At 60.5% G+C, this 22,212-nt stretch carries 21 protein-coding genes; 4 read left to right on the top strand and 17 right to left on the bottom strand.

The genetic code is table 11. The annotated features are described in order from the left end of the window. Window positions 1-28 precede the first annotated feature (28 nt). Both AAIH70_RS06645 and AAIH70_RS06640 read left to right on the top strand, forming a co-directional pair. Window positions 29-211 carry a NepR family anti-sigma factor gene (locus tag AAIH70_RS06645; protein WP_132272517.1) on the top strand — a complete coding sequence of 61 codons (183 nt, stop codon included), beginning with the start codon at window positions 29-31 and terminating at the stop codon, window positions 209-211. Beyond that, window positions 208-771, top strand: coding sequence for an RNA polymerase sigma factor (locus AAIH70_RS06640; RefSeq protein WP_132271407.1), 564 nt, complete (start codon window positions 208-210; stop codon window positions 769-771). Before AAIH70_RS06645 ends, AAIH70_RS06640 begins: the two co-directional genes overlap by 4 nt. Before the next feature lie 11 nt (window positions 772-782). Here the strand turns inward: AAIH70_RS06640 and AAIH70_RS06635 are convergent, their stop codons facing one another. The 16 genes from AAIH70_RS06635 to AAIH70_RS06560 form a co-directional block, all read right to left on the bottom strand. Beyond that, window positions 783-1,154: a hypothetical protein gene (locus AAIH70_RS06635; RefSeq protein ID WP_132271406.1), complete on the bottom strand. Its 372-nt coding sequence runs from the start codon at window positions 1,152-1,154 to the stop codon at window positions 783-785. Between the two features lie 176 nt (window positions 1,155-1,330). After that, the gene (locus AAIH70_RS06630; protein ID WP_132271405.1) at window positions 1,331-1,774 is read right to left on the bottom strand and encodes a hypothetical protein; all 444 of its coding nucleotides are present in this window, start codon (window positions 1,772-1,774) and stop codon (window positions 1,331-1,333) included. Window positions 1,775-1,776: 2 nt separating this feature from the next. Then, window positions 1,777-2,118, bottom strand: a complete 342-nt coding sequence (locus tag AAIH70_RS06625) for a DUF883 family protein (RefSeq protein ID WP_132271404.1) — start codon at window positions 2,116-2,118, stop codon at window positions 1,777-1,779. Window positions 2,119-2,328: 210 nt separating this feature from the next. Beyond that, entirely contained in the window at window positions 2,329-3,726 is a 1,398-nt protein-coding gene (locus AAIH70_RS06620; protein WP_132271403.1) for an amidase, read from the bottom strand. 39 nt (window positions 3,727-3,765) lie between these two features. Then, window positions 3,766-4,584 (bottom strand): ABC transporter permease, encoded by an 819-nt coding sequence (locus AAIH70_RS06615; protein WP_132271402.1) that lies wholly within the window; start codon window positions 4,582-4,584, stop codon window positions 3,766-3,768. After that, window positions 4,584-5,534: an ABC transporter permease gene (locus AAIH70_RS06610; protein WP_132271401.1), complete on the bottom strand. Its 951-nt coding sequence runs from the start codon at window positions 5,532-5,534 to the stop codon at window positions 4,584-4,586. Before AAIH70_RS06610 ends, AAIH70_RS06615 begins: the two co-directional genes overlap by 1 nt. Window positions 5,535-5,802: 268 nt before the next feature. Beyond that, a complete protein-coding gene (locus tag AAIH70_RS06605) occupies window positions 5,803-7,272 on the bottom strand; it encodes an ABC transporter substrate-binding protein (protein ID WP_430033820.1) in 1,470 nt (489 codons plus the stop codon). Between the two features lie 215 nt (window positions 7,273-7,487). Then, window positions 7,488-8,414, bottom strand: coding sequence for a LysR family transcriptional regulator (locus tag AAIH70_RS06600; protein WP_132271399.1), 927 nt, complete (start codon window positions 8,412-8,414; stop codon window positions 7,488-7,490). A gap of 31 nt (window positions 8,415-8,445) precedes the next feature. Beyond that, window positions 8,446-9,201: an ABC transporter ATP-binding protein gene (locus AAIH70_RS06595; RefSeq protein WP_132271398.1), complete on the bottom strand. Its 756-nt coding sequence runs from the start codon at window positions 9,199-9,201 to the stop codon at window positions 8,446-8,448. An 11-nt stretch (window positions 9,202-9,212) separates the two neighbouring features. Further along, on the bottom strand, window positions 9,213-10,049 hold the full coding sequence (locus tag AAIH70_RS06590; RefSeq protein ID WP_132271397.1) for an ABC transporter ATP-binding protein: 837 nt from the start codon (window positions 10,047-10,049) through the stop codon (window positions 9,213-9,215). Further along, on the bottom strand, window positions 10,046-10,978 hold the full coding sequence (locus AAIH70_RS06585; protein WP_132271396.1) for an ABC transporter permease: 933 nt from the start codon (window positions 10,976-10,978) through the stop codon (window positions 10,046-10,048). The genes AAIH70_RS06590 and AAIH70_RS06585 overlap by 4 nt, the downstream gene beginning before the upstream one ends. After that, window positions 10,975-12,042, bottom strand: a complete 1,068-nt coding sequence (locus tag AAIH70_RS06580; RefSeq protein ID WP_132271395.1) for an ABC transporter permease — start codon at window positions 12,040-12,042, stop codon at window positions 10,975-10,977. The genes AAIH70_RS06585 and AAIH70_RS06580 overlap by 4 nt, the downstream gene beginning before the upstream one ends. 264 nt (window positions 12,043-12,306) lie before the next feature. Then, window positions 12,307-13,950 carry an ABC transporter substrate-binding protein gene (locus AAIH70_RS06575; protein WP_132271394.1) on the bottom strand — a complete coding sequence of 548 codons (1,644 nt, stop codon included), beginning with the start codon at window positions 13,948-13,950 and terminating at the stop codon, window positions 12,307-12,309. A 67-nt stretch (window positions 13,951-14,017) separates the two neighbouring features. Beyond that, entirely contained in the window at window positions 14,018-15,073 is a 1,056-nt protein-coding gene (locus AAIH70_RS06570; RefSeq protein ID WP_132271393.1) for a dipeptidase, read from the bottom strand. 83 nt (window positions 15,074-15,156) lie between these two features. After that, entirely contained in the window at window positions 15,157-15,834 is a 678-nt protein-coding gene (locus AAIH70_RS06565; RefSeq protein WP_132271392.1) for a phosphoribosyltransferase, read from the bottom strand. Window positions 15,835-15,862: 28 nt separating this feature from the next. Beyond that, window positions 15,863-16,780: a LysR family transcriptional regulator gene (locus tag AAIH70_RS06560; protein WP_132271391.1), complete on the bottom strand. Its 918-nt coding sequence runs from the start codon at window positions 16,778-16,780 to the stop codon at window positions 15,863-15,865. 100 nt (window positions 16,781-16,880) lie between these two features. Here AAIH70_RS06560 and AAIH70_RS06555 point away from each other — a divergent pair, with 100 nt between their 5' ends. Further along, window positions 16,881-18,068, top strand: coding sequence for an acyl-CoA dehydrogenase (locus AAIH70_RS06555; protein WP_132271390.1), 1,188 nt, complete (start codon window positions 16,881-16,883; stop codon window positions 18,066-18,068). A gap of 66 nt (window positions 18,069-18,134) precedes the next feature. On the opposite strand, the gene AAIH70_RS06550 is transcribed toward AAIH70_RS06555, so the two are convergent. Beyond that, window positions 18,135-20,066, bottom strand: coding sequence for a methyl-accepting chemotaxis protein (locus tag AAIH70_RS06550; protein ID WP_132271389.1), 1,932 nt, complete (start codon window positions 20,064-20,066; stop codon window positions 18,135-18,137). Between the two features lie 441 nt (window positions 20,067-20,507). On the opposite strand from AAIH70_RS06550, the gene AAIH70_RS06545 reads away from it, so the two are divergent. Then, on the top strand, window positions 20,508-21,944 hold the full coding sequence (locus AAIH70_RS06545; RefSeq protein WP_132272516.1) for an NAD-dependent succinate-semialdehyde dehydrogenase: 1,437 nt from the start codon (window positions 20,508-20,510) through the stop codon (window positions 21,942-21,944). Window positions 21,945-22,212 lie beyond the last annotated feature (268 nt).

The raw sequence follows: 22,212 nt of genomic DNA, 5'->3' as shown, positions 1-22,212 counted from the left end.
ACAAGATAGCAGAAAAAAAGAAAAAACAATGACGACAGCACAAGCGAAAGATTTCAAGCCCGGCGCAATGCTTCCGAACTCGGCAATCTCGCGCAAGCTGCGTGACTTTTATGATGCTGTGCAGGAAGAAGGCATTCCCGACCGCTTTCTCGATCTCCTCGAGCGCCTCGAACAGGCTGAGAAAAACGCGAAATCGGCGGATGTAAAATGACTGAGCAGGAACTCGCCGACCGCGCTTTCAAGCGTGACCTCCTTGCCTCCCTGCCCAATCTCCGCGCTTTCGCCGTATCCCTGACGGGCCGCCACGACAAGGCGGACGATCTGGTTCAGGACACGATCATGAAGGCCTGGGCCAACCAGGGCAGCTTCACGCCCGGCACCAATATGCGGGCCTGGCTTTTCACCATCCTGCGCAACGAATTTTACAGCCAGATGCGCAAGCGCGGCCGTGAAGTACAAGACAGTGATGGCCTGTTTTCCGAACGTTTTTCGGTGCACCCGGAACAGTATGGTCGCCTTGACCTGCAGGATTTCCGAAAAGCCCTCGACAAGCTGCCGGACGATCAGCGCGAAGCCATCGTTCTCGTCGGCGCCGCAGGTTTTGCCTATGAAGAAGCCGCCGAGATCTGCGGTTGCGCCGTCGGCACGATCAAGAGCCGCGTCAGCCGCGCCCGTACCCGCCTGCAGGAATTGCTGGGTGTTTCCGGAGAAGGCGATTTCGGCCCAGATCCGGGTGACGCGGCGATCACGTCGCGCGCTTTCGGAAGCTAAGCCGGTAAAAGTTACGCAGGAGGAGACGAAACGTCGCGATCATTGGTCGCGGCGTTTTTTACTGCCTCGATCAGGGTTTTGTCGTCGAACGGTTTCAGAACGACCGGCGCTCCCGGCCATGCCGCAAAACCGTTGGCATTCACATGCGACAGGCTGGACAAAACCACATTCGCGCCTGCCGCAGCAATACGCTGCGCCGCATCGGCCACATCATCCTGAACGACACGAACGTCGATCAGCACCACATCGAAACGATGGGTCTCAAGTGCTGCGTGGTAATCGCGCGGCATGGCAATTTGCACGTCGCATTCCAACGCATCGGACAGAACCTGCTCGCCGTCGAGAGCAACGAGATATTCGGGATCGACAATGAGAACGAGCAAATTCCAGGTATCCTGATGGTGATTTGAGGCAAGGCCACATCACGGTCTAGATCACCCTAACGGGGCGGGTCTTTATAAAATGACACACTGGGCACATGTTGCGCCCCAAACGGCGACAAAAAAGGGACGCGGCAACCATGCCGCGTCCCTTTTCGGATCAGTGATTATAATGGGTCTCAGCTCTCGTCGGAGTGACCTGAACCACCCAGCGTCTTGCCGAGCACCAGCGCAAGACCACCTGCAATGGCAACGGCCGCCAGCGGTTTCGAGCGGATCACCATCGGCAGGGCAGACATCGCCGCAGTCAGCATCATCGCCTTGCCACTGTTGGCAGCGGCAGCCTGACGCCGGCGTTTCTGTTCAGCCCGGTTGGACAGCATGATCGCCAGGAAAAAGATCAGCGCCACGATGAAGGCCGCGAACGCAACCGCCGCTGCGGCGGCTGCCGGATGCATCATCGTTGCCAGGTAGATGCCGAGAGCCGTCACGCCTGCGGCATAGGCCGTGAGCATGAAAAATCCCGCAATCGCATACAGCACGGCATTGCGGCGCATTCGCTTGGTGAACGCGCCGATATCAACCGCAAGCAGCGATGCCAGGATAGGGGCCAGCCCCCCCATGATCAGCGACGCGCCAGGAGGGCGAACAGGAAGCCGGCGCCGGCGGCGATGGCAACCGACTGCAGCGGATTGGTGCGGATCTGGCGCTCGAGATCCTTTTCCAGCGACAAAGCTTGTTCACGCGCAGCTTCGACAATGTTGAGCGAAGCGTCGGCGGCTTCGTCGGTGGCGCGCTTCACGCGGCGGGTGACATTTTCGGCCTTCTGCGAACCGGCGGCTGCAACCGTGCGGGCAAGAACTGCGATATCTTCACGCAGCTGAGCCAGCTGCAATTCGATTTCCTGCGCGTAGACAGCAGATGCGGCTTCGCCTGGAATATCCTTGGTTGAATTTACGGGCGCCATATCATTCTCCTTTGACGATCTTCGCGTGGTCGAAAACGGAAAAGGGCGATGTCAGGAAATTTGCCGACAGGTGAAAACCCGCCGATACGTCCCCCGCGACGACCACCCCTTGCTGCCAGCCTGTATCGAGGCACGGCAATCCGGTCTTCGGTTCGCGCAGTCAACGCAGCGTGTCGGATTTTGTTCCAACGGCAGAGACGATAGCACCGATCAGATGGAAACGGGCGGCTCCGGCCATGCCTGCACGCCGCCGGTCCAGCGTTCGAAGGCTCTGGAGAGCCGCAGCACCGTCATATCGGCAAAACGTGGGCCAACGATTTGCAGGCCGATCGGCATGCCCGACGATGAAAAACCGCAATTGATCGAGGCGGCCGGTTGTTCCGACATGTTCCACGGCACGGTAAAGCCGATATGCTCGAACGGCTTGGCCGGATCATTGGTGGGCGAGGCCCATTCGGCCGGATAGGAAACGATCGGATTGGTCGGCGAAATCACCGCATCGACCATCGAAAACAGTTTTCCGCAGGCTTTTCGCATCTCGATTGTCTGATTGAAGCCGCGCACGGCATCGACACCGGAAACATCCGCCCCGCCCTCGGCCCATTCAAGGATATAGGGCAGGATTTTCGCTCGCCGCTCAGCCGACAATGCCTCGATGTCTCCCCAAAAACGTGCCCGCCAAAAGACGTCGAGACCGTCCAGCATGGTCCGCGTCATCACCGGTTCGACCGGAACGACGATGGCACCGGCCTCCTCGAAACGACGCGCTACGGCAATCACCGCATCGCGCACCTCCGCCTCTACCGCAAGGCCGACACCGGCATCCAGCATCAGGCCGATCTTCATGCCCTTCACGTCGATATCGAGATCGAACCAGTCGATGTTTTCCGGCGGCAGAGAGGTGCCGTCGCGCCAGTCCGGTCGCGACAGCGTTGCCATCGAGAAAGCGGCATCTTCAACGGTACGGGTCATCGGCCCGGCGCAACGGCCGACATAATAGGGATCGACGGGAATGCGGCCATGGCTCGGCTTGAACCCGAAAAGCCCGGTCCAGCCGGCCGGCAGACGCACCGAACCGCCGATATCCGTGCCGATATGCAAAGGCCCGAAACTGGCAGCACCTGCAGATGCCGCACCGGCACTGGAACCGCCGGGGTTCTGGCTCAAGTCCCACGGGTTGCGGCTCAAGGGATGAAAGCTGGAAAGACCGGAGGACAACATGCCGTAATCCGGGCATGTGGTTTTGGCAAAGATGACGGCGCCGTCTTCCTTCATGCGCGCGGCAATCGGTGCATCGGCCGCAGCGGGGGTCAACTCGATCGCCGCCGTGCCGAGCGGCACCGGCTGGCCTTCGGTGGCGATCAGTTCTTTCAGCGTCACCGGCACACCGTCGAGAGCGCCCAAAATCTCTCCCCTTGCCCAGCGCTCCGTGGACGCTTTCGCCTGCGCCCGCGCACCTTGCGGATCGTAGAGATAAAGCGCCTGCACATGCGGTTCAAAAGCATCGACGCGCTCTTCGACAGCGAGCCAGTATTCCGAGGGAGACAGTTTTTTCTCGCCGAAAAGCCCGACGAGTTCGCGAATGCTCAGTTTCAGAAGATCGTTCATGGCAATATCTTCGCTGTGAAAAGGATCAGTTTTGTTCGCTCAGTTCTGTTCTCTGGGGTCGAAAAGATCGCGCAGGCCATCGCCCAGCATGTTGAAGCCGAGCACCGCAAGCGCGATGGCAAGCCCCGGCAGCAGAGCCAGCCACGGCGCCTGACCGAGATAGGTCTGCGCATCGGCCAGCATGCGGCCCCAAGTCGGCGCCGGCGGCGGCATGCCGAGACCGAGAAAGCTCAGGCCCGCTTCGGTGAGGATGGCGAGACCAAGCTGGATGGTCACCTGCACGATGATCTGGTTGGAAATATTGGGCAGGATATGGGTGAAGGTGATGGCAAGCCCCGAACGACCCATGCCGATGGCGGCAGAGACATAATCGCGCGTCCAGATCTGCAGCGCCGCGCCAAATGTCAGGCGGGCGAAAACAGGCACCATGAAGGTTGCGATCGCCAGAATGGCGGTGAACCGCCCTGCCCCGAGAAATGCTCCCAGCATCATCGCCGACAGGATCGGCGGCAGCGCAAAAATGATATCGCAGATGCGCATGCCGATGACTTCCGCCCAACCGCGACGGGCAGCGAGAAACACACCGACCGCCGTGCCGATACTGGCGCCGAGCGCCACCGCAACCAGCGCCGTCGACAGCGAATTCCAGGCGCCGACCATCAGCATGGAGGTGAGATCGCGGCCGAACTGATCCGTGCCGAACAGGCCGGCAGAGAGCGGCGGTTTCAGCTTCAGCAGGATCTGCATTTTCGACGGCACGGCCGGCGTCCAGACCAGCGACAGAAGTGCTACCGCAACCAGAGCTAGCGTGATGACGAGGCCGGTGACGAGAACCGGGCGATACAAAAACCTTGCCATCATTGCGCCTTCGCCCTCAGTCGCGGATCGATCACCAGATAGGCGAGATCGACGAGGAAATTCATGACGATGACGAGGCCGGCGAAAAACAGCACGACATTCTGCATGACGATAATGTCGCGTTGCGACAACGCCTGATAGGCCAGCCGCCCCAGACCCGGCAGGTTGAAAACGTTTTCGACCAGAACCGCGCCGGCGACCAGAAAGGTGAATTGCAGGCCGAGCATGGTCACCACCGGGATGAGTGCATTCGGCACCGCATGCCGCCAGAGTGCGGCCCCCTCGCCCAGTCCCTTGGCGCGCGCCGTGCGGACAAAATCCTCGTTCATCACCTCGATCACGGATGTGCGCGCAACTCGCGTCAAAACACCCGCCTGCGCCAAGGCCAGCGACACGGCGGGCAGCACGAGCGCCTTCAGGCCTGCGCCGATACCGGCATCCCAACCGGGAAAACCACCCGCCGGCATCCAGCCGAGGCTTGAGGAAAACAGCAGAATCAGCAGCAATCCCACCCAGAAGGCCGGCATGGCGATGCCCGCATAGGAAAACAGCCCGACGATAAGATCCACCGGCCCATTGCGATAACGCGCGGCCGTGACGCCGAGCGGCACGGCAATGGCGACCGACAACACCACTGCCATCAGTGCCAGCGGCAGCGTGACGGCGAGACGCTCGACGATAAGGCCGGCGACGGGCACGCTATAGGTATAGGACGTGCCGAGATCACCCTGCAACATGCCGGAAAGCCAGGCGAGGTATCGCAGAGGCAGCGGTTGATCGAGCCCCATCTGCTTTTGCAGCGCGGCAAGCGTGTCGGGGCTGGCGGACGTACCAAGCATGATCGCCGCCGGATCACCGGGCAGCAGGTTCATGATGGAAAAGACCAGCAGCGAGACGGCGAGGAGTGTGATGATCAGACTGAGGATGCGGCGGGTGAGGATGGTGATCATGGGTGGAGCACCATAATTTTCGAGTTCGTCGAGTAGGCGATGTCAGCGAGGCAGGCGCGGGCTGGTCTCCCCCCTTGCGGGGGAGATGTCGGCAGAGCCGACAGAGGGGGGTGGCGACCGTTTTGCCGCTCCAGCAACGAGGGAGTCCGAGGATCCACCCCCCTCTGCCCTGCCGGGCATCTCCCCCGCAAGGGGGGAGATCGGCGTGCGGCGCCATCATCCCTCTGCCACAAACACTGCGGCATCACAGCCTGCCCCAACAACACCCTCACTCTACCCAATGCACATCCGTCAGCACGTTCGACGGGATCGGTTCGTTCTCCCAAAGCCCCTTCAGCTTCCCATCCCAGACACCCAGCTTCGGCATCACGAACAGGAATAGCGACGGCACGTCATCAGCGAGAATCTTCTGCGCCTCGCCATAAAGCTTGGCCTGTTCCGCCGGGTCGGATGTCTCCTGCACCTTCTGCAGCACAGCGTTATAGGCCGGGTTCTTGTAGTTGAAGTAATAGGGATCGCGGGCGTAGATATCGAGGTCCATCGGCTCGGCATGGGCGACGATGGTCATCTCGTAATTGGCGGCCTTCAGCACATCCGCCACCCATTTCGCCGGAAACTCGGTGGTTTCGATATTCATCGTCACGCCGATCTCGGAAAACAGCGCCTGCAGAACCTGCGACGTGCGCTGCGCATAAGCCATCTGCGGCGCCTTGATGGTAAAGGTCAGGCCGTTCGGATAACCGGCTTCCGCCAGCAGCGCCTTGGCCTTTTCCACGTCGTAAGCATAGGTGCCGGTCAGATCGATATAACCGGGATCGTTTGGGGTGTAATGACTGCCGATCGCAGTGCCGAGGCCGGACCATGCGCCCTCGATGACGGTGGCGCGGTCGACGGCCATCATCAGCGCCTGTCGCACCCGCTTGTCGTTAAAAGGCTTGGTGGCATTGTTCATGCCGGCAACCACCTTCAACTCGGTATTGCCGATCACCGTCACCAGTTTCGCATCGCCCTTGAAACTCTCCATCAGTTCCGGCGCACCGAATTCCGGAAAGGCATCGACATCGCCGGCCTTCAGAGCGGCGGCCTGCGCCTGCGCATCGCCGATGAAGCGGAAGGACGCCTTTTCCAGTTTTACCGAAACCTGGCTGTTCCAGTAGCCGGCATTCTTTTCCAGCTGCACCTGCGAGCCCTTGGCCCAGCTGACAAACTTGAACGGGCCGGTGCCGACAGGCGTCACCTTGTTGTTTTCCGCCGTTTTCGGCGCGACCATGACGGCGGACGGCCAGCCCAGCCAGTAAAGCAGGCTGCCGGTCGGCTGTTTCAGCTTCAACACCAGCGTCGTGGCGTCGGGCGTTTCGATCGTGTCGATGGTGGAGAAATAGCGTTTCTGCGGATTGACCGACTGGTCGCCGCGCGCCCGGTCGAGCGTGAATTTTGCAGTCGCGGAGAAGAACGCCTCGCCATCGTGGAATGTCACGCCATCGCGCAGCTTGAACGTATAGGTCAGGCCATCGGGGGAAATCGTCCAGCTTTCAGCGAGAAGCGGCACGACCTTGCCTTGCCTGTCGATCGTCGTCAGGCCTTCGAACACATTCTGCCATGTCACCTGACCGATGGCGACGGGTGCAGCGACGGTCGGGTCCAGTCCGGCCGGCTCGATCGCCATGCCGATGGTGACGTTATCCTTTGCCGCCTCGGCCCTGCTTTGCCCCATGGCAAGCACGCTGGCTGTCACCATCAGGCCGAGCGCCACTCGGCGGGTGATGGCACCGGATGCGGAGCCGATCATCGAAATCGTTCTGAGCATGCGTCATTCCCCCTTGCGCAGGTCATCCGGGAGATCAGGTCCGCCGCTGCCTGCAATTGACGAAAAGAGTGTCATGTTGCGAGTGCACACACAATGCAGATTTTTGTGGTCTCTGTGTAGCCGAAATCGCTACACAAGGCATTTTGTCAGGGCGTCTTTTTGGCGACCGACTTTTTCGGCACGACACCACGCATGAAGCCTTCGATGAAATCGACCAGCTTTGCCGTGGCATAGGACGGCTGCCGGTCCGGCGCAACGCAGAGTTCCATCGAGGTTTTTACCGCCTTGCCGCCACCGACCGGCACCGCCACCAACTGCCCGGCATCGATTTCGCGCTTGACCGACAGCGCCGGCAGCAGCGTCACGGCCGAACGCCGCAGCACCAGTTCCTTCAACATTTCCAGTGAACCGGTGACAAAGACCGGGTCAAGCTCCAGTCCGGCCTTGCCGAACACGTCCTCGAAAGCCTGCCGGGCGCTGAAACTCTTGTCCGGCAGAGCAAGTGGCATCTGCACCAGATCGCGCAGGGTGAATTCCTTGGCGCCCGCTGCCGGATGATCGGCAGACAGGATGACATCATAGGTGAGTTCGGAGCGCACACGCACTTTTAGGCCGGAATTTTTGGGCGCAAACAGCGCCACCACCAGATCCGCCTCGGCAGCAGCCAGCGCCTCCACCGCCTCGCGCGCGGAAGTGATCGCCACCTCGAACCGAAGCTTTGGATATTTCAGACTGAACTCGGCAAGCACCGGCGCCAGCAGGTTCGCCACCGTCGCGCCATTGGCGTAGATCACCACCTTGCCGCGCTGCAGGCCCTGCAGATCATCGATCAGCTGGTGCACATGTTCCAGCTCACGCAACGTCTTGCCCGCCCGCGCCGCCAGCAATTCGCCGGCAGCCGTCAGGCGGATGCCGCGATTGTTGCGCTCCACCAGCGGCGTGCCGAAATAGTGCTCGAGGTTCTCGATCTGGCGGCTGACGGCGGTGGCGGCAACGCCCATATTTTCCGCCGCCGCACGCATGGAATTGGTGCGCACCAGCTCGTCAAAATACATCAGGGCGCGAAGCTGCATGCGGAAAATCCAATATCTGTCGCGGCCAAAATCAGCCGCGACGAAACCCTTCGCTGGCGACCAGCAATTGCCGCGTATAATCGGCGGAAAATTCGCGCTTTTCCAGTGCCTCGACCGGTACCGTCTCGACAATCTTCCCGCTTTTCATCACCGCCACGCGCTCGCACATATGGCTGATGACACCGAGATCATGGCTGACCATGACGAAGGTGAGGTTCCGATCCTTGCGCGCCTGTTCCAGCAGATTGAGGATTTCCGCCTGGATGGAGGCATCGAGCGCCGAGGTCGGTTCGTCCAGCAGCAGGATCTTTGGCTCGAGGATCAGCGCGCGGGCAATGGCGATGCGCTGGCGCTGGCCGCCGGAAAGCTGGTGCGAATAACGGAAACGAAAACCCGCCCCCAGACCCACCTCATCCAGTGCACGGGCAATGCGCACATCGATATCGTCGAAACCGTGGATCACCAGCGGTTCAAGCAGCAACCGGTCCACCGTCTGGCGCGGATGCAGCGAACCGTAAGGATCCTGAAACACCATCTGCACGGTGCGGTAAAATTCCTTGTCGCGACGCCCGCTCGAATAGCTGCGACCATCGACAGCGAGCGCGCCACTGTCAAAGCGATTGAGACCGGCCACGGCGCGCAAAAGCGTGGATTTGCCGGAACCGGATTCACCGACGATGCCAAAGCTCTCGCCCGTCGCCACATCGACGCTCACGTGATCGAGCGCCACATATTCATCAAACGTCACGATCATGTCGCGGACGGAAAGCGCTGTTTTCTCTGTCATAATTCCAGTCATCACGCCGACCACTCCACCTTGCGCTCCAGAACTGGCAGCGGATGCCGATCGGTGCCGATGGTCGGCAGGCAGTTGAGCAGGCCTTGCGTATAAGGATGTTTCGCCTGCGCCAGATCGGCGGACGGCAGTTCCTCGACGATACGGCCGGCATACATGACGATGACGCGGTCACAGAATGACGAGACGAGCCGCAGATCGTGGCTGATGAACACCAGCCCCATGCCGCGCTCGGCCACCAGCTTGTCGAGGATCGAGAGCACGTCGAGCTGCACCGTCACATCGAGCGCCGAGGTCGGCTCGTCGGCGATCAGCAGTTCCGGCCCGCAGATCAGCATCATGGCGATCATCACCCGCTGGCCCATACCGCCCGAAACCTCGTTCGGATAAAGCCCGAACACGCGCTCCGGATCGCGGATCTGCACCTGCTCCAGCATTTTTAGCGCACGATCACGCGCCTCCGAACGACTGATCTTTTCGTGCGCCAGCAGCGTTTCGATGATCTGTTTGCCGATCGTCATCACCGGGTTCAGCGAATATTTCGGGTCCTGCAGGATCATGCCGATGCGCTTGCCGCGCAGGTCCCGACGCTGTTTCGGCGTTACCTTCAACAGGTCGATACCATCGAATTCCAGCTTCGATGCGGTGATCCTGGCATGGCCCGGCGTCAGGCCCATGATGGCGCGGCCGGTCTGTGATTTGCCCGATCCGCTTTCGCCGACAATGCCAAGGCGTTCCTTGCCGAGCGTGAACGAGACGCCGCGCACGGCCTGGATCTCGCCGGTGCGGGTGGGAAAGGTGACGCGCAGGTCGTCAACCGTCAGGAGAGGAGCCGTCATTGGCCGGCCTCCTTCGGATCGAGCGCATCACGCAGGCCGTCGCCCAACAGGTTGAAACCGAGGCTGACGATCAGGATGGCAAAACCCGGCATGGCCGCAACCCACCACTGGTCGAGAATGAAGCGGCGACCGGAGGCGATCATCGCACCCCATTCCGGCAACGGCGGCTGTGCGCCCAGCCCGAGGAACCCGAGACCGGCGGCGGTCAGAATGATGCCGGCCATGTCCAGCGTCACGCGCACGATCAGCGATGACAGGCAGAGCGGCATGACATGACGCAGCACGATGCGGAAAGGCGAAGCGCCCATCAGTTTTACAGCCGAGATGAACTCCGAATTGCGGAATGTCAGCGTTTCGGCGCGGGCAATGCGCGCATAGGGCGGCCATGAGGTGACGGCGATGGCCAGAATGGCGTTCTCGATGCCGGGGCCGAGTGCAGCCACCAGCGCCAGCGCCAGAACCAGCTTTGGAAAGGCCAGAAAGATGTCGGTGATGCGCATCAGGATCGCATCCACCCAGCCACCGGCATAACCGGAAACGGTGCCGACGATCAGACCGATCGGCGCTGCAATGACAGCAACGAGCACGATCACCATCAATGTGAGGCGCGAACCGTGGATCAGGCGCGAGAGAATATCGCGGCCCTGATCGTCGGTGCCGAGCCAGTAACCGGGCGATCCCGGGGCTAACAGCCGGGAGTTCATCAGATCGCCCTGCACCGGATTATACGGCGCCAGCACATCGGCAAAGGCGGCGACGAACAGCAGCAGGATGATGATGCCGAGGCCGAGCAGCGCCAGCCGATTCTCGGAAAACCGCCGCCATATCACATAGGCGCGGCCAAGCCGTGCCTGATGGCGCGAGGTGGGACGGTCGGAAAGCAGCCATTCCCGGCTGTAGGGTTTCAATGTATCGACCGTCGCGCTCATCGGCTGCGTGTCCTTGGATCAAGCGTGCGGTAAAGAAGGTCGGACAGGAGGTTGATGGCGATGAAGACGGAACCGACAATGATCGTTCCGCCCAAAACCGCGTTCATGTCCGCATTCTGCAGCGAATTGGTGATGTAAAGGCCGAGCCCCGGCCATGAGAAGATGGTTTCGGTCAGCACCGATCCTTCCAGCAGGCCTGCATAGGAAAGCGCGATCACGGTGATCAGCGGCACGGCTGCATTGCGCAGCGCGTGAAACCAGATGATCCGCGTTTCCGACAGGCCTTTGGCGCGGGCGGCAACGATATATTCCTGTTGCAGCTCGTTGAGCATGAAGGAGCGTGTCATGCGGCTGATATAGGCGAGCGAAAAATAGCCGAGCAGCGCGCCGGGCAGGATGATGTGGCGGAACGCATCCCAGAAGACGTCCCACTGGCCCAGAATGGCGCTGTCGAACAGGAAGAAACCGGTGATCGGCGTAAACGTGAATTCGTAGACGATATCGAGCCGGCCGGGATAGGCCACCCAGCGCAGTTTTGCGTAAAACAGCACCAGCGACAGAAGCCCGAGCCAGAAGATCGGCACCGAATAGCCGATCAACCCGACAACGCGGACGATCTGGTCGGCAATCGAGCCGCGCTTGACGGCGGCGAGCACACCGAGAGGAATGCCGATCAGCGAGCCGAAAATGGTGCCGATCGTCGCCAGCTCCATGGTTGCCGGAAACACGCGGCGGATATCGTCCATCACAGGATTGGTGGTGAGAACGGACGTGCCGAAATTGCCGGTCAGCGCATCGCGCACATAGAAATAGAACTGCTGGTAAAGCGGCAGGTTCAGCCCCAGCTGCTCGCGCACGCGTTCCACCACATGGGCGGGCGCCCGGTCACCGACAATGGCAAGCGCCGGATCGATGGGAATGACGCGGCCGATGAAAAAGGTGACGGCGAGCAGGCCTAAGAAAGTCGTGACGACCGTCACCAGGAAACGAAAGATCGCCTTTCCCGATGAGGAAGCACGGCGCCGGTTGCGCCGCGTCACGGCCGTCGTATCGGTGAGAGTCAAGAAGATCTCCTGAGTGTATTGCGAGGACTGCCGAATGCCCGTCGTCTGAACGTTAGGCGAATGGTCGATGGGACACGAAAGACTGCCGCCAGCATCTTCTCACCACCGGGGAGAAGTGCCGGAGCGTCAGCGAGGCGATGAGGGGGCCACACGACACCACATATCAGTGGCTTCGCTCCCCCTCATCCGGCCCTTCGGGCCACCTTCTCCCCCTTGGGGAGAAGATAACTTCGCCAAGCCTTCCGCGCTAAAATCCCCCTACAATCAGTCCTTGGAGACCGTATACACAAAGTTCGTATCAAAGCTCGGGCCAAGCTTGTAGCCCTTCAGCTTCGACGAGAAACCTGCCACTTCCGTCTGCTGAAAGACGATCACGAACGGGCTGACCGCCGCCACCTTCTTCTGCAGGTCCTGATAGATGGCAGCGCGTTTTTCGGCGTCCTTTTCCAGAAGCGCGCCCTTGCCGGCGTCCGACAGTTCCTTCGGCACGTCCCAAGCATTACGCCAGGCCAGCGTCTTGTTCTTGCCTTCGTCGGAATTGTCCGGGTTGACGGTAAAGGTCTCGGCATTCGAGTTCGGGTCGAAATAGTCCGAACCCCACTGGCCGATATAGATGTCGTGGGTGCGGGCGCGGAATTTCGTCAGCGTCTGCTTGCCGTCGCCGGGAATGATTTCCAGCTTGATGCCGGCCTGCGCCAGCGTCTGCTGCACGCTTTCGGCAATGCCGGTCACCGGCTGCGTGTTGCGTACGTCCATGGTGACGGTGAAACCATCCTTCAGGCCGGCCTTGGCCAGCAGTTCCTTGGCCTTGGCAACGTCGAGCTTGTAAGGGTTTTCGGTGCTGGCACCGAGCTGGCCCTTGGGCAGAAAGTTCTGGTGGATCTCGCCGATACCCTTGATCAGCGTTGCGCCGATCGCATCGTAATCGACCAGATATTTCATCGCCTCGGCCACTTCCGGCTTGGCGAGGTTCTTGTTCTTCTGGTTGAGGCTGAAATAATAGATCGTGCCCTTCGGCGCCGATGTGCTCGACAGGCCGTCCTTGCCTTCGATGGCCTTCAGGTCGTTCGGCTCGAGGTTGCGGGCAACGTCGATATCGCCGTTTTCAAGCGCCAGGCGCTGGCCCGAGCTTTCCTTCATGTGGCGATAGATGACGCGCTTCAGCTTTGGCTTTTCGCCGTAATAATTCGGGTTGGCTTCCAGAATGACGGCCTCGTTGGCGCGCCATGTCAGCACCTTGAACGGGCCGGAACCGGCATAACCGGTCTTCAGCCATTCATTGCCGAAATCGGTATCGTATTTGTATTCGGCGCTCGGCGTTGCCGGCTTGGCATGTTCCGAAACCAGCTTCTTGTCGAGGACGGAAGCAACCGTTGCCGTCAGCACGTTGAGGACGAAGCTCGGCGCATAGGCCTTGTCGACGGTGAAGGTGAAGGTCGTGGCGTCAGTGGCCTTGGCCTTTTCGGTCACGTTGTCGCCGGTCAGGCCGAACTGGGTGAGCAGGAAGGCCGGCGACTTGTCGAGCTTGACGGCGCGTTCGAACGAGAAAGCCACATCCTCGGCGGTAACCGGGTTGCCGGAAGCGAATTTCAGGTCGGGCTTCAGCTTGAACGTATAGGTCAGGCCGTCATCGGATACGGTCCAGCTGGCGGCGAGATCACCGACGACCTTGGACGTATCTGCCGGATCGAGACCGACCAGCTTGCTGTAGCTGTTGGCGGTCACTTCGGCGGTCGAAAGCTCGAAGGCCTCGCCCGGATCGAGCGTGATGATGTCGTCGATGGCAAAACCTTCGACCAGCGTGTCGGCCGGCGTCGCGGCAAAGGCCTGCGGTGCGAGAAGCGTGATCAGCGAAAGGGCGGCGCCTGCGGACAGAATGCGCATGCGTGTGTTGAGAGAGTTCATCATGATGGTCGTCCCGTTGTTTTGTTGCCCGTTATTGTCTTTGTTTTTTTGGATCGAAAATCTCGGCTGGTCAGGCCTTCTCGTGCCAGGCTTCTCCCAGCACGCGCAACCAGTTCTCCCGGCACAATTTGGCAATTTCTTCAGGAGCGTAGCCCGCGTCCCGAAGGGCCGCAACCAGTTTCTGGTTGCCGGCCGCATCGTGAATGTCGGCCGGTACGGTTGCACCGTCAAAGTCGGATCCGAGCGCCACGCAATCGATGCCCATGCGCTCCACCATGTAATCGATATGGCGCACCATGTCGGAGAGCGGCGTGGCGGCATTGTCGCGCGCATCCGGCCGCAGCATGGTGACGGCGTAGTTGAGACCGGCGAGACCGCGGCTCTCCTTGATGGCGTCCATCTGCTTGTCGGTAAGGTTGCGGGCAACCTGCGTCAGCGCATGCGCGTTGGAATGGCTGGCGATCAGTGGCTGGTCGGTGGTTTTTGCCACATCCCAGAAACCCTTTTCGGTGATGTGGGCGAGATCGATCAGGATGCCGAGCCTGTTGCATTCACGGACCAGTTCGAAACCGAGATCGGTGAGACCCGGCCCGGTATCCGGCGACATCGGATAGGCAAACGGCACGCCATGCCCGAAAATGTTGTGACGGCTCCAGACGGGGCCGAGCGAACGCAGGCCGCTAGCGTAGAACACGTCGAGTTCGGCGAGATCGGCGCTGATCGCCTCGCAGCCTTCCATATGCAGCACGGCGGCAAACACGCCGTCTTCCATCGCCTTGCGGATATCCGCCGTCGAGCGGCACAAACGCCATGCACCGGCACGCTCCAGACGCAGCGCTATCGAGGCCTTTTCCATGGCGATGTTGAGCGATGGCAGATGGTCGAGCGGGGCCGCCAGCGGCGTTTCGTAATGGCCGTCGGCATCCGGTTCCTTGAGGATCAGGTCGCCGGAGGGAATGTAGATGGCGCAGATACCGCCGGCCAGACCGCCGATTTTCGAGCGCGGCGCATCGATATGCCCCTGGGAGGTTCCCTTGAAAAACTCGGCGACCGGATCGCCGCCCCCCTTCATGGTCCTCCAAAGCCGGAGAAGCACGTCGTTATGGCCGTCGAACACCAGTTCCATGAATTTTCCAGATCTCTGCTGCAAATGCGAAGCGCTGATCCTATTCAGAACTCCACACACTCGGCAAGCCGGAAAAAATCATCTTATTTGGTCCAGTGACCATCATCCGTTCGGCTAAGCATCGGCGTCTTGAACACGCCGACGATATGGTCGCGCCATTTGGGATCGATATCGGCGATCGTGTCGCGCCAGCGCTCCGATTGCAGCATGGCGGCACCGATGACGACCGGCTCGATACCGATCGCCGACATCAGCGACAGACCAGCGAGAATGGATGAGCCGCTGGAAATCACGTCATCGACCAGCGCGATACGGCTGCCACGCAAAAGCGGCAGCATGCGCGGATCGGCATAGAGCCGTTTGCTGTATTCCGGCGTGGTGATCGACGACATCGGCACCGAGAGCGCATCGTCGTACCAGAATTTTCGCGAGGTCCCGAGCGGCACGTAACGGCCATGGCCGAGACGGCGGGCAACGGCCGCGGCAAGCGTCAATCCCAAGGTCGGCAGGCCGACGATGATCTCCGGATCGAACGGTTTCAGCTTGGCCGCAAGCGCATCGGCCAGCGCATCCTGGACGGCAAAACTCGCCTGGTTGATGATCAGCGAGGCCAGCGCATTTTCGCCGTTGGACAGATGCCGGATCGGCAACATGATCTGCCGGCCATCCTCCAGCACCGCCGGATAAAAGGTGTCGAACGGGCCTGCCGGGTCAAATGTGTCGGCGGGATAGACTTCCTGCCAGAAATCGTGCGGCTGCATGCGGCTCTCCATCAACCGGAAAAACGGGTCACGCGAAATAGGGTTCGTCGCGGTAACGACCGATCTCCTCGACCAGCCATTCGCGAAAAACGCTGACAGGACGGGAATCGGTCTTGGCGACGGGTGCTACCGCATAATAGGCGCTCGGGCTACGCACCTGATGCGGAAATGCTTGCGTGATCTCGCCATTGCGCAATTCGGATGAGATCAGGAACAGCGGCATCAAGGCAACGCCAAGCCCGGCAATACAGGCCTGCGCGACGCTGGAAAACTGTTCAAACCGCATGCCCTGCGACGGCGCATCCCGAAGCCCGAGGCTCTGGAACCAGTGGTTCCACGCCCCCGGCCGCGACGCCATGTGCAGAAGCGGCAGCGCCCGCAGATCTTCCGCCCCCGTAACGGGATGGGCAGCCAGAAACGCGGGGCTTGCGACCGGCGCCACCATTTCGTCCATCAGAAAGGTGCATTCCGCCCCCGGCCAGTCCGGCAGGCCGATATGGATGGCCATATCCAGCCCATCCTTCTCGAAATCAAAGACACCTATACGGGTGGCAAAATTCAGCGTGATTTCCGGGTGGCGCTCGACAAAGCGCGGAATGCGCGGCATCAGCCAGCGCGTGCCAAAAGTCGGCAGGATGGCGAGATTGAGCTGATCATTATGCGTTTTCGTCATGGCCTTGAGAGAGGCCGAACGGATCAGCGACAGCGCATTGCCGATCGATTTGGCGTAATCCACACCCGCCACCGTCAATCCGACGCCACGGCTGCTGCGCTCGAACAGCATGACGCCCAACTGGTCCTCAAGCCCGGAAATCTGGCGGCTGACAGCCCCTTGCGTCAGGGAAAGTTCTTCGGCGGCTGCGGAAAAACTGCCGAGCCGCGCCACCGCATCGAAAGCGGCAAGCGCACCGGTGGAAGGCAGCAATCTGCGGCTCGCAGTGATCATCCGCCATTCCTATACCTCATGGCGAAATGAGTAAACAACGCTTGCCGATCATCAAACCCTCGCGGACAATGAAGCTCACAACGATATTGGAGGCATGATCGTGAGCACGCGTACCGCATTTTCCTGGGAAGACCCGTTTCTGCTTGACGAGCAGATCAGCGAAGACGAGCGGATGATCCGCGACACTGCCGCAGCCTTCGCGAAATCGGAGCTTCTGCCGCGTGTGCAGGAAGCCTATCTGGACGAAACCACCGACAAGGGCCTGTTCAAGCTGATGGGCCAGACCGGCCTTCTCGGCGTCACCCTGCCGGAAGAATTTGGCGCCGCCAACGCCTCCTATGTTGCCTATGGCCTCGTCGCCCGAGAGATCGAACGCATCGACAGTGGCTACCGCTCGATGATGAGCGTGCAATCCTCTCTCGTCATCTACCCGATCTTCGCCTACGGCTCCGATGAGCAGAAACAGAAATATCTGCCCGGCCTCGTCTCCGGCGATCTGATCGGCTGTTTTGGCCTGACCGAGCCGGATGCCGGCTCCGACCCCGGCGGCATGAAGACCCGCGCCGAAAAGATCGAGGGCGGTTACCGCCTGCGCGGTTCAAAGACGTGGATTTCCAACGCACCGATCGCCGACGTGTTCGTCGTCTGGGCCAAGTCGGAAGCGCATAACAACGAGATCCGTGGCTTCGTGCTGGAAAAGGGCATGAAGGGCCTGTCGGCGCCAAAAATCGGCGGCAAGCTTTCGCTGCGCGCCTCGATCACCGGCGAGATCGTGCTGGATGGCGTGGAAGTCACCGAGGATGCGCTTCTGCCGAATGTCTCGGGCCTCAAGGGTCCGTTCGGCTGCCTCAACCGCGCCCGCTACGGCATTTCCTGGGGTGTGCTGGGGGCTGCCGAAGACTGCTGGTTCCGCGCCCGCCAATACGGGCTCGACAGAAAACAGTTCGGCAAGCCGCTGGCCGGCATGCAGCTTTACCAGAAGAAACTCGCCGACATGCAGACGGAAATCACCCTTGGCCTGCAGGCGAGCTTGCGCGTCGGCGAGTTGATGGATGCGCACAAGATGGCGCCGGAAATGATCTCCATCGTCAAGCGCAACAATTGCGGCAAGGCGCTCGACATCGCCCGTCAGGCCCGCGACATGCATGGCGGCAACGGCATCCAGATCGAATACCATGTCATGCGCCACGCGCAGAACCTCGAGACGGTGAACACGTATGAAGGCACACATGATGTCCATGCGCTGATCCTGGGCCGCGCGCAGACGGGCATTCAGGCGTTTTTCTGATCCCGCAAACAGTTCCGGGCGCGATGGGCGCCCGGATTTTTTTCCATTCAGATCATGCGACAGGTGTCAAAATTCCTGCCACTCGTCCCTGGCTGTATCGATCGCGGCATTGCCGGAGAAGGCTGAGGCGATCTTGCGACCGAGTGCGCGCGCCGGTGATGCCACCGGTTTTTCGGCCGGGCGGGCAAGACGGGCGGATGCAATCATCTCGGAGCCAAGCTTGAACTGGCCGAGCAACTGGTTGAGCGACGCCACCTCGCGGGCCAGACCATGGCTTGCTGCCGTGGATTCTTCGACCATGGCCGCATTCTTCTGCGTATCCTGATCCATCTGGTTGACGGCGGTGTTGATCTGCTGAAGGCCTGACGACTGCTCCTGCGCACTTTCGACGATCGCCGCCACGTGGCGGTTGATCTCCTGCACTTCGACGACGATCTTTTCCAGCGCGGTGCCGGTCGCACCGACCAGGTCGACACCTTCCTGAACCTGTTCGTTCGAGGTGGTGATCAGCGTCTTGATCTCCTTGGCCGCATTGGCCGAACGCTGGGCAAGCTCACGCACTTCCTGGGCAACGACAGCGAAACCCTTTCCGGCTTCACCGGCGCGCGCCGCTTCCACACCGGCATTCAGTGCCAGCAGGTTGGTCTGGAAGGCGATGTCGTCGATCACGCCGATAATATTGCCGATCTCGCCGGAAGACTGTTCGATCTTTTCCATGGCGATGACGGCGCGGCGAACGACTTCACCGGAATGCTCGGCTTCCTGACGGGTGCGCGACACCAGCGCACCGGCTTCCTGCGCGCGCTTGGTCGAATCCTTCACAGTGGTGGTGATCTCTTCGAGAGCGGCAGCCGTTTCTTCCACGGCGGCGGCCTGCTGTTCGGTGCGCTTGGCCAGATCGTCGGCTGCAGCCTTGATCTCGTTCGTGCCGGCATTGATGCCGCGGGCATTCTGCGACACCTGCACAAGCGCTGACTGCAGCTTTTCGGCCGACTGGTTGAAATCGCCACGGACGCTGTCGAGGTTCTGCGTGAAGGGCTGGGTGATGCGATAGGCCACATCGCCATCGGAAAGCTTTGCAAGCCCGCCGGCCAGGCTGTCGACGGCGAACTGCACATCGGCTGCTTCCTGCGCCTTCTGCTTTTCGCGCTCGATACGTTCCTTTTCAGAGAGCGAACGGTTCGCCTCGGTTTCCCGCGCCAACTGCGCGCGCTCGACCGCGTTCTGGCGGAAGACCTGCACGGCCTGTGCCATTTCACCGACTTCATCCTTGCGGTCCATACCGTCGATCTCGGATGCCGTATCACCGGCCGCGAGGGACAGCATGCGCTCGCGAAGACGCACGATAGGCGTGGTGATACCCCGAGACGTCACGAACAGCGCCGCACCGATGACAGCCAGGAACATGGCGACGACGGCAACCAGCGTAGATATGATCAGCGAACTGTTGTTTGCGGTCAGCGCCTTGCTGCGGTCTTCGACATCGCTCATCCGCGCCAGCAGGAAGGAGAGGATATCGTCGCTGAGCGGATTGACCAGCGCGTCAGCCTTTTCCAGCGCCACTTTCGCCTGCGCATCCTGCGAACGGGCGGCAAAATCGATCGCCTGATCCGTCTGCGCGATAACGGCACGCATTCTGGTGATAAGGCCATCCAGTTGCTGCGCATGCTGCGGCAGCAGATTGCGTGCCCGACCAAGCTGCGTCAGCACATATTCCTTGGTGGAAACGTAGTCGTCGGCCGCAAACTTGTACATTGGGTGCTGCGGGTCATAAAACGTGGTCTGGTAGGCGGTCAGCGTCAGGCCGATAAGGTTGCGGTTGGCGCGCGCCACCTCCAGCGTGGCACGGTTATCCCGGCTGATGAAGTCGAAATAGGCTTCGTCGGATGCCTTGAACTCAGCGGACAGATAAGCGACGGCGCCAAGGCCGGCGGCACAGAGAAGAAGAATGATCGCAAGGATCTTCGTTCGAATTCCGGTCTTTTCCAAAATGGTCATTTTTGATCCAAAAGAGATGAGCCGTTCCCTTCCCGTGCCGAAGGTCATCGGTTTCAGATTTGGCAGAGCACGTTTTTACCCAGTCATTGGGAAGCGGCGCATCGTGTTTGACCGAGACAGAACGAGAGACGACCAGGGCCGGTGTCATGAATCAAAATCGGATGTGCAGGCCGCAGCCTCGATATGATTCTTAGCGATAAACAATGTCTTACGAAATTAGTTGGATTGCTGATTATTTTGTGCGGCGCATCAAAAACTGCACTTTCTGTTCGGCATGGCAGCAGATTCGTTCGATGTCGCCTCGGTGAAATCATTTAGTATTACTTTTCATCAAGCTGTTGATTGTCGGTCCCATCTATCCTACCTCAAGACCGCTATTCCATTTGCCGGCCTAGCGCCGGCCCTTGCCGACCCTCCCTTCTGAGAACGAAAGTGGACACCATGACTACCTATCCCGACGTCAAGCTTTTCATTGCCGGCGAATGGCGCGATGCCGTCGCGGGCGAGACCATCGAAGTGACCGATCCGGCGACCGACGAAGTGATCGGCAAGATCGCCCATGCCCGCAAGGCCGACCTTGATCTGGCGCTGGAAGCTGCCGACAAGGGTTTCAAGATCTGGCGTGACACGTCGGCCTTCGAACGCTCGAAGATCATGCGCAAGGCCGCCGATAACCTGCGCGAACGCGCCGATGCGATCGCCTACATGATGACCCGCGAACAGGGTAAACCGCTCGCCCAGTCCAAGATGGAAGTGCTCGGCGCCGCCGACACGATCGACTGGTTCGCCGAAGAAGCACGCCGCACCTATGGCCAGATCATCCCGGCCCGTTTCACCGGCGTCTCGCAGATGGCGATCAAGCTGCCGGTCGGCCCGGTTGCCGCATTCACGCCGTGGAACTTCCCGATCAACCAGATCGTCCGCAAGCTTTCGGCTGCTCTTGCAGCCGGCTGCTCGATCATCGTCAAGGCACCGGAAGAGACGCCTGCATCGCCTGCCGAACTGATCCGCGCCTTCGCCGATGCCGGCGTTCCGGCCGGTGTCATCGGTCTGGTTTATGGCGTGCCGGCCGAAGTGTCGGAATACCTGATCCCGCATCCGGTCATCCGCAAAATTTCGTTCACCGGCTCGACGCCGATCGGCAAGCATCTCGCAGCGCTTGCCGGCAAGCACATGAAGCGCGCCACGATGGAACTCGGCGGCCATGCACCGGTGATGATTTTTGACGATGCCGATCTGGAAAAGGCAATCGAAGTCACGGCGCTTTCGAAATTCCGCAATGCCGGTCAGGTCTGCGTATCGCCGACCCGCTTCCTCATTCAGGATGGCATCGCCGACAAGTTCCTTGACGGTTTTGTCAAGGCGGCCGCCGCCATCAAGGTCGGCAACGGTCTTGAAGCCGACACGGTCATGGGACCACTCGCCAACGAGCGCCGCATCCCGGCCATGGAAGCCCTCATTCAGGACGCCGTCTCTGCCGGCGGCGAGCTGAAGACCGGCGGCAAGCGCATCGGCAACAAGGGCAATTTCTTCGAGCCGACCGTTCTCGCCAATGTTCCGACCTCGGCGAAAATCATGAACGACGAGCCGTTTGGCCCGGTCGCCATCGTCAACCGTTTCTCGACCTTCGAGGATGCCGTTGCAGAAGCCAACCGCCTGCCCTTCGGCCTCGCATCCTATGCCTTCACCGGCTCGGTCAAGACCGCGCACGAACTCGGCCGTCAGGTCGAGGCCGGCATGCTGACCATCAACCACAACGGCCTTGCCCTGCCGGAAGTGCCGTTCGGCGGCATCAAGGATTCGGGTTATGGCACGGAAGGTGGTTCGGAAGCCGTTCAGGCCTATCTCGAAACCAAGTATGTCAGCCAGATGAGCTGATCCACCAGCCTCATGTGAATGACGGGACGGCCGGAGTGAAAACTCCGGCCGTTTTGTTTTGGGCTTGTGTGCGTGAGGGGAATGGCATACGAAAACAAAGAGTGAACATTGGCGAGTTGGTGACAACAGCCTCTCCTCACTCTCGACGTCACCCTCGGGCCTGTCCCGAGGGTCTGCCGAGCTTCATTGTCAGACGTGGTTGGATCCTAGGGACAAGCCCTAGGATGACGGAGGAGAGATGGATAACGCCCCTTGCCATAACCTGCGG

It is taken from the genome of Neorhizobium sp. BT27B, from assembly GCF_050455485.1.
Classification (GTDB): Bacteria; Pseudomonadota; Alphaproteobacteria; order Rhizobiales; family Rhizobiaceae; genus Neorhizobium.
This window is presented reverse-complemented; position numbering and strand designations above follow the sequence as displayed.